Annotated in this window: 5 protein-coding genes; 1 reads left to right on the top strand and 4 read right to left on the bottom strand. The window is 64.2% G+C overall.

Going from position 1 to position 7,876, the window contains the following annotated elements; all coding sequences use genetic code 11:
- Nucleotides 1–632, top strand: a 632-nt coding sequence (locus C2U58_RS19260) for an SIS domain-containing protein (RefSeq protein ID WP_146033502.1), incomplete at its 5' end; no start/stop codon positions are given.
- Nucleotides 633–683: 51 nt separating this feature from the next.
- Here C2U58_RS19260 and C2U58_RS19255 read toward each other — a convergent pair.
- From C2U58_RS19255 to C2U58_RS19240, 4 genes are all read right to left on the bottom strand, one after another.
- Nucleotides 684–1,385, bottom strand: coding sequence for a hypothetical protein (locus C2U58_RS19255; protein ID WP_102947283.1), 702 nt, complete (start codon nucleotides 1,383–1,385; stop codon nucleotides 684–686).
- A gap of 376 nt (nucleotides 1,386–1,761) precedes the next feature.
- Nucleotides 1,762–4,845: a response regulator gene (locus tag C2U58_RS19250; protein WP_172448197.1), complete on the bottom strand. Its 3,084-nt coding sequence runs from the start codon at nucleotides 4,843–4,845 to the stop codon at nucleotides 1,762–1,764.
- 20 nt (nucleotides 4,846–4,865) lie between these two features.
- Complete coding sequence (locus C2U58_RS19245) at nucleotides 4,866–6,029, bottom strand: two-component system response regulator (RefSeq protein ID WP_102947284.1); 1,164 nt, start codon at nucleotides 6,027–6,029, stop codon at nucleotides 4,866–4,868.
- 101 nt (nucleotides 6,030–6,130) lie between these two features.
- On the bottom strand, nucleotides 6,131–7,837 hold the full coding sequence (locus C2U58_RS19240; RefSeq protein ID WP_102947281.1) for a phosphoethanolamine--lipid A transferase: 1,707 nt from the start codon (nucleotides 7,835–7,837) through the stop codon (nucleotides 6,131–6,133).
- Between the last annotated feature and the right edge of the window lie 39 nt (nucleotides 7,838–7,876).

Below are 7,876 nucleotides of genomic sequence, written 5' to 3'. Positions count from 1 at the left end.
CCTCGACCAAGGCCTTCACCACCCAGCTCGCGGCACTGTTCCAGTTGACCGTGGTGCTGGGCAAGCTGCACGGTCGCATCGATGCCGCGCAGGAAGCGGAGTACCTGGAACAGCTGCGCTTCCTGCCGGGCAGCGTGCAGCATGCGCTGAACATGGAGCCGCAGATCGCGGCCTGGGCCGAGCGTTTCGCGCGCAAGAACAGCGCGCTGTTCCTCGGCCGTGGCCTGCATTACCCGATCGCACTGGAAGGTGCGCTCAAGCTCAAGGAAATCACCTACATCCATGCCGAAGCCTACCCGGCCGGCGAACTGAAGCACGGTCCGTTGGCGCTGGTGGATGAAGACATGCCGGTGGTGGTGATCGCGCCCAACGACAGCCTGCTGGAGAAGGTGAAGTCCAACATGCAGGAAGTGCGCGCACGTGGCGGCGAATTGTTCGTGTTCGCCGACCAGGACAGCCACTTTGTGGAGTCGGAAGGTGTGCATGTGATCCGTACCCCGCGCCACGCTGGCGTGCTCAGCCCGGTGGTGCACACCATCCCGGTGCAGCTGCTGGCGTACCACACCGCGCTGGCACGCGGTACGGACGTGGACAAGCCGCGTAATCTTGCGAAGAGCGTTACGGTGGAGTGATCCGGTCGGCTGGATGGCGGGCACACTGCCCGTCGTCCAGACTGTGTGAATCTACTGCTCTGTCATTGATCGCAGCCGCGCTTTGGGATTGGCATCGCGTGCTGAGCGCAAGGCTGCCTGGGCTGCCATGAGTTCCTGGTGCGAGAGTTGCCTTGTGCCGGGCGGCAGGAACCATCCCTTGATGCAGCTCATATCCCTGACAGCGATCTGGATATGGCTGTCCCTATGGAATCCTGAACGTGGCGCCAGCTCCGGGCCTTGCCTGAAAGCACCTCGTACGGCCTGAAAGTATCCAAAGCCATCGGTAAGCTCGTATCGGGAGTGAATGAACTCGAGCACCGCTCTATCCAGTCCCCGGAGCAGCACTTCGTCGTCACGAGGATGCACCTGCAGATTGAGCGGTATCCGCTCCCCGCTGCGTAGTCGAGCAGCTTGAAGACTCAGGTAAGCGTTCTCATATTCCAGGCGGCCGGCCCCAGTAGTCATATCCAGGCACCGAGGGACGCTATAAACGCAGGCGACGACCGCCGGGGTGAATATTGGCTTTGCGGTGAGCCTTCGGAATGGCTGGCTGGCCGCTGCTTGAGCGAACGCAAGTGCTCGGTCCTGGTCTCCTTCAAAGAGATAGAAACCCGGGCCCAGCCAATCGTACTGATTATTACTTTGCTCCGGAGCAAGTGCTCCCGAGATCAGTCCATCTCTCACTGAGATGTCGCAGCCGTGATAACCGATTTGGAGGTTGCTTGTGCTCACCGGTAGCAGCGTTTGAGCTTGCCGGAGCGATTGAGAAGGCCAGCTTTACGCATTATGGCCAATGATTGCTCCGGCGTAAGGTCGTACATCCTGCGGATCCTTTCCTCATCGCTCACCGTGAGTAGTTCGGCAAGCGACATGGCTGCAGGAGGCAAGTCTGGATCTGCGTCGGTCGAGACCTGAGGACTGGATTTTCGAGTGACCATGCACGGAGCGTACCTCAAGCAATCCTGCAATATCCGAGAATTCCATGCATCAACTCAAACTTGTGCTGTGCATGGCGTCGAAAGTGCAAACAAGCGCTTGAAAACAAGGGCGCGGTGCCGCGCACATTACTTCCATGTGGTCAGGATCTGGATGTCGGGAACGGCAATTTTCATTCTGCAGGTCTGGCCTCGTCCGGAGGCTGAATGATGCTGAGACGTTCAAGGGCTTCGTCAAAAAGAAACGCATCAAGTTCGCGGCTGGCCGCATCGAATGTGGCTTGCCACTGGGTGCCCCTGGCGAGCTTGCTGAGATCGGCCATCAACGGAAGTGCGTCCGCGTCACTGTTCGCAAGAAGCGCCTTCAAGCGCTCTACCTCGGCCAAGGGTAGGCGGGGCTGCAGCGTCGCCCGGTTCGCAACGTCGACCGGATCGTCCGACGCATCGTCGAAGTCCTGCAGGCCGTCAAGGACGGTGTGTAGCTCGCGCTCGACATCTGCCAGTAGCGTTCCCACCTCTGCACGTGCGTCGGCGTCCCTGCACGCCCTTTCCAGCTCGGCCGCAGCGCGCTGTACGGCGCTCGCGCCAATGGTGCCGGCGGTGCCTTTCAGGGTGTGCGCCATTCGCACGGCCAGCTGCGCGTCGTCCGGCCAGCTGCTGCGGAAGGCGTTGGCGAAGTCGCGGTTGCTGCGGCTGAAGCTGGCCAGCAGACGGCGGTAAAGAGCCGCGTTGTTCAGGGTGCCTGCCATGCCGGCCCTGGCGTCGATACCAGGCAGTGTGTCCAGCCCGATGGGCATGCTGGCGTCGTCCGCATCATCAACGACCGGGGGTGCCGGCGCAGAAACGGGGCGGTTCGGGCAGCACCACCTGGCAATCGTCGCGAACATCGGGCCGATCTGCAGTGGCTTGGCGATGTGGTCGTTCATACCTGCCGCCAGCACCTTCTCGCGGTCGCCGGCCATGGCATTGGCGGTCATCGCAAGAATGGGCAGGGTGGCCATGCCGAGCGTCTGGCGGATTTCACGGGTGGCGGTGTAACCGTCCATCACCGGCATCTGGCAGTCCATCAGCACTCCGTCAAAGCCGGCATCGCGCGCAAGCAGGTCGACGGCCTCCTGCCCGTTCTGCGCGAGCACCACCTGCATGCCGGCCTGGCCCAGCAGCTCCATGGCCAGTTCCTGGTTGAGCTCGTTGTCCTCTACCAGCAGCACCCGCAGCCCGGTCAGCTGCGCGAAGGCGTCAGCGTGTGCCACCGCGCGCTCATTGGCCCGCGTCTCCACCAGAGTGCCGAGATCGAGTGCCGAGCCGACGGCTTCAAGCAGGGTGGACGGCGTTACCGGTTTGGTCAGCAGGGCGCGCAGAGAGACGTCACGCTCGCGCGCTTCGTTGAGTGCGTCCTCGCGCCCGTAGGCGGTTACCATGATGACGGCCGGCGAACGCGGGCCATGCTGCGCTTGGACCTGCTGCATGGTCTGGACACCGTCCATGCCCGGCATCTTCCAGTCCATCAGCACCAGGTCGTAGGGTGCCGCTTCCGCACAGGCCCTGTTGATGGCCTGCAGCGCGGTGGCGCCGTCCACTTCCAGGTCCACTTCCAGCCCGAACGAGCGCGCCATGCTGGAGAGGATCTCGCGCGCGGCGGCGTTGTCGTCCACCACCAGCACCCGGACGCCGACCAGTTCATCGGCGTGGAACATGCGCCGGCTGTAGTTGCCCTCGCGGGTCCCGAAGCGGGCCTCGAAATGGAAGGTCGAACCTGCTCCCGGCGTGCTCTCGACCCAGATCCGGCCGCCCATCGCGTCCACCAGGCTCCTGCATATGACCAGGCCCAGGCCGGTACCGCCATACTTGCGGGTGGTGGAGGCGTCGGCCTGGATGAAGCTCTTGAACAGGCGCGCGCATTGCGCCGGGTCCATGCCGATGCCGCTGTCGCGTACCCAGAAGTGCAGGGTGGTGGCGACGTCATCGCGCTCCCGCGTTTCCACCCCCACCACGACCTCGCCGTGGGGGGTGAACTTGAGCGCGTTGTTGCCCAGGTTGATCAGCACCTGGGCCAGTCGCAGCGGGTCGCCCACCAGCGTGCCGGGCGCGGTCTCCGGAATCTCGAACAGCAGTTCCAGCCCCTTGTTCTCGGCCCCCACGCCGAGCAGGTTGGCCAGCTGCTCGAATACGTCCTCGAGCCTGAACTCGGTCTTCTCAAGCTCGAGCTTTCCCGCCTCGATCTTCGAGAAGTCGAGAATGTCGTTGATGATCTGCAGCAGATGTTCCGCGGCCCGGTTGACCTTTTCGATGTAGCCGCGCTGGCGCGGGGTCAACCCGGTCTGCAGCGCGAGGTGCGACATGCCAATGATGGCGTTCATCGGCGTGCGGATCTCATGGCTCATGTTGGCCAGGAACTCGCTCTTGGCCTGGGTCGCCTTTTCAAGCGCATGCTCGGTAGCCTTGTGGCCGGAAATGTCCTGGTTGACGCCGTACATGTAGCGCGGCGCGCCGGTTGCCTCATCGCGTTCCAGGCGTGCTGCCGATCGCAGCCAGATCGTGGTGCCATCGTTCGGACGCTGGTAGGGGTAGGTCGCCTCGTACTGCGCGTAGTGACCTTCAATCGCGCCCAGGAAACGTTCGCTGACACCGGCTGCCGCACCCGGATCGGCCGCGATCACCCGGTCCAGCCACTCGCGCTGCAGGTTGTAGCGTCCATCCTCGCGGGCCACTTCGCCGAAGATCTCCGCGGCGCGTGGCGACGCGTAGTACGCGTCGGCATCGCTGAAGTCGATATGCCAGTACGCGCTGCTGGTCAGTTCCAATGCCACGTCGGAAAGAAAATTCATCCGCCGCAGGGTCTGCTCGGTACGCTTGCGCTCGGTGATGTCTTCGAAGGCGACCGCGACACCGCCACTGGCGCGAACGCCGATCGGGGTGGCGCTTGCGCTCAGCCACGTCAGTTCACCGGATGCCTGCCGGATGCCCATTTCGATGCCATGCGCGGCATTGCCCGTGCGCAGCGTAATGCTGGCCGGGTACTCGTTCGGCCTCATCGGGGTCAGGTCGGCGCGCAGCACCTGCCAGCCGATCAGGTCGCGCGCCCGCAGCGCTTCCATGCTGGTGCCGGTCAGGCGCAGCGCTACATGGTTGGCTTCCACGACCCGCCCGCGGGCGTCGAACAGCATCACCCCCACCGGCAGCGCGTCGAACAGGGCCACCAGCCGCTGCCGGTGCGCTTCCAATGCCTGCAGGTCATGCGCGTGTGCAGTGTCCACGGGAATCTCCGTGCGGGTGATCAGAGCTCGTCGGCTTCGGTTCCGATCGCGTCGTGCATGCGCACGGCTTCGCGGAGGGTTTCGCCATCGCCGTCGGCGAACTGTCGTGCAACCTGCTCGAATGCCTGCTGGATGGCCAGGAACGCGTCGGTGACGTCGGGGTCGAAGTGGGTGCCGCGCCCCTTCACGATCATCGCTACGGCGTCCGGGTGCGGCATCGCGGGCTTGTACACGCGCCGGCTGATCAGCGCGTCGTAGACATCGGCCAGCGCCATCAGCCGCGCGGGCAGGGGGATGCCGTCGCCCCACGCACCCTGTGGGTAACCGGAACCATCCCACTTCTCATGGTGGCCGTACGCGATGTCCTGGGCGACCTGCAGGAACTGCGCATCCTCGTCGCCGAGGTCGGCCAATGCCCGCGCGATGGCGTCGCGGCCGATGCGCGGATGCTGCTTGATGATCTCGAACTCGTCCGCAGTGAGCTTGCCCGGCTTGAGCAGCACATGGTCGGGGATGCCGACCTTGCCGATGTCGTGGAGCGGGGCGGACTTGAACAGGACGTCGATGTTGGCGGGCGTGCAGAAGTCGCGGAAGCGGGGATGGTCGCGCAGCTGCTCGGCCAGTAGTTTTACGTAGGCCTGGGTGCGCCGGATGTGGCTGCCGGTTTCGTTGTCGCGGGTTTCGGCCAGCGAGGCCATGGCGCGGATGGTGACGTCCTGGATGGCGCTGAGCTGGCGGGTGCGGCGCGCGACCTCGCGATTGAGGTACTCGTTCCGGTACCGCATGAAGTCGCGCACCATCTTCAGCTGCAGGTGGTTGCGCACGCGGGCAAGGGCGATGGAGGGGCTGATCGGCTTGGTGATGTAGTCCACCGCACCCAGGTCCAGGCCCCGGCGTTCGTCGTCCACCCCGGCCAGTGCGGTCAGGAAAATCACCGGGATATCGCGGGTAGCCTTGTCGGCCTGAAGCTGCTGCATGACCTGGTAGCCGTCCATGCCGGGCATCATGATGTCGAGCAGGATCAGGTCGGGCGGCGGTTCAGCCGCCGCGATCTGCAGGCCGCGCTCCCCGCTGGGCGCCAGTTTCACCTGATAGTCCTCCCGGAGCAGCTCGCTCATCAGGGAGAGGTTTTCAGGCGTGTCATCGATGACCAGGATGCAGGCCTTCTGTTCGACCGCATTCATACCGTGGCTCCCTTGCGGCAGGCTCTATCGGCGGAAAATCGGAAGGTTCCCTTACAGCGTCCAGCTAGACCGGCATCCTACACCCGGGCGGGGGTCAGCCGTCAGCCTTGTGCTGCCGACCTCAGGCAAGAGGCGAACACATCCTGGGTCGCATCGTAGGCCTGGGTCTTCACCTGCATCAGGCCAAGGATCGACGAGAACAGCGCGTCGTGGTCGGTGCGCTGCATTGCGCGCTGCTCCAGGCACTGGGTGTCCAGCCCCCGCGAGGCGGAGAACCGGCTGGAGAACCACATCACCATGGGTACCGATGTCTGTTCCGCCGGCGCAATGGCATACGGAATGCCATGCAGGTAGAGGCCCTTCTCGCCCAGCGACTCGCCGTGGTCGGAGACGTAGATCATCGCCGTGTCGTAGTCCTCCATGGCCTGCAGCTCATGGATGGTTTTGGCCAGGAAATGGTCGGTGTACAGAATCGCGTTGTCGTACGCGTTCACGATCTGCTCCTTCGGGCAGTTCCCCAGCTCCGGGTTCTCGCATGGCGGCGTGAACTGGCGGAAGCTGTCGCGGTAACGTTGGAAGTAGCTGGGACCGTGGTTGCCGAGCTGGTGCAGCACGACGAATTTGTCACCCGGGGTGGCGCGCATTTTCTCTGCCAGGCCCTTCACCAGGATCTCGTCCATGCAGCGGCCCTTGGCGCAGAGCGCCGGATCGCTGGCGTCGGAGACAGACTCGAACGGAGTTCCCTCACAGACACCCTTGCAGCCGGACTGATTGTCGCGCCACAGAGTGCTGATACCCACGGTGTTGAGGACATTCAGCAGCGACTGCTGCGAGCGGATCTGTTTCTCGTCGTAGTTGCGGCGGCCCAGCTGGGAAAACATGCAGGGAACCGACACCTCGGTGCTGGTGCCGCAGGAATGCATGTCCGGGAAGTTGACCACGCCGATCCGGGCGAGCTCGGGCGTTGTCTGGCGTGCGTAGCCGTTGAGTCCCCAGTTCTGCGCCCGCACCGTTTCACCGACGACAAGGACCACCAGTCGCGGCTTGGCGCCTGCCGCCGAAGGAACGCGAACCGCGTCCATGGCGATCGGCGTCCTGGGGGCCTTCCTGATCGGCGAACTGGAACGCAGGTTCTGCTGCAGCCCGACGATGTAGTTGAGTGGGGTCGCCAGGTACTTGATCTCGCGATGATTGCGCAGCATGGAAGCGACATCGGCGTTGGCCAGCATCACGCTGCCCGCGCCCATCACCAGCAGCGCGACCATGAAGACCGGCCGGATCCAGAGCGTGCGCAGTGCAGGGCGCGGCGTGATGCGTACCCGCCACACCGCTACGGCCGGCAGCGCAGCGAACACCAGCAACGGCAGCAGCAGGCTGGGCGTCATCAGCTCCCGCGATTCCTTCACGTCGGTCTGGAGCACGTTGCGCACCATGTCCGCGTCCATGAACACCCCGTAAGTAGTCATGTAATGCACGGCCATGGCGGTGACCACCAGCAGCACGGTGATGACCGGCTTGGCGCTCCAGCGCCAGATCAGCAGGGACAGCAGCAGGCCGTTGGCCGCGATCAGCAGGCCCAGCAACGCCGTCGAGAACAGCAGGTTGCCCGGGTGCAGTGCGTAGGCCGCCTTCCAGAAAGGACCGTTGCTGGCCGCAGCGAAGAACAGGCTGGAGGCCAGGATCAGGGTTTCCTGGCTGACCTCGGGTCGCCAGCCGCCCAGGTAGCTCCGGAGACGGACGCCCGCACCGGCGTCGCGCGCCGAGATGTCCTGCTGGACCGCTGCCTGTGTTGCGTTTGCTGAAGCCATGCCCGATGCCGATGAAAGTAAACCGGCGGCAAGCTTGGG

This window comes from Stenotrophomonas sp. VV52, from assembly GCF_002893095.1.
GTDB classification, from domain to species: domain Bacteria; phylum Pseudomonadota; class Gammaproteobacteria; order Xanthomonadales; family Xanthomonadaceae; genus Stenotrophomonas; species Stenotrophomonas aracearum.
Note: the sequence above shows the minus strand (reverse complement) of the source record. Positions and strands in the feature narration are given on the sequence as shown.

Excerpts from the sequence above, each read along its gene's own strand:
- C2U58_RS19245 (WP_102947284.1), bottom strand. The coding sequence starts at position 6,029 with ATGAATGCGGTCGAACAGAAGGCCTGCATCCTGGTCATCGATGACACG.
- C2U58_RS19240 (WP_102947281.1), bottom strand. The coding sequence starts at position 7,837 with ATGGCTTCAGCAAACGCAACACAGGCAGCGGTCCAGCAGGACATCTCG.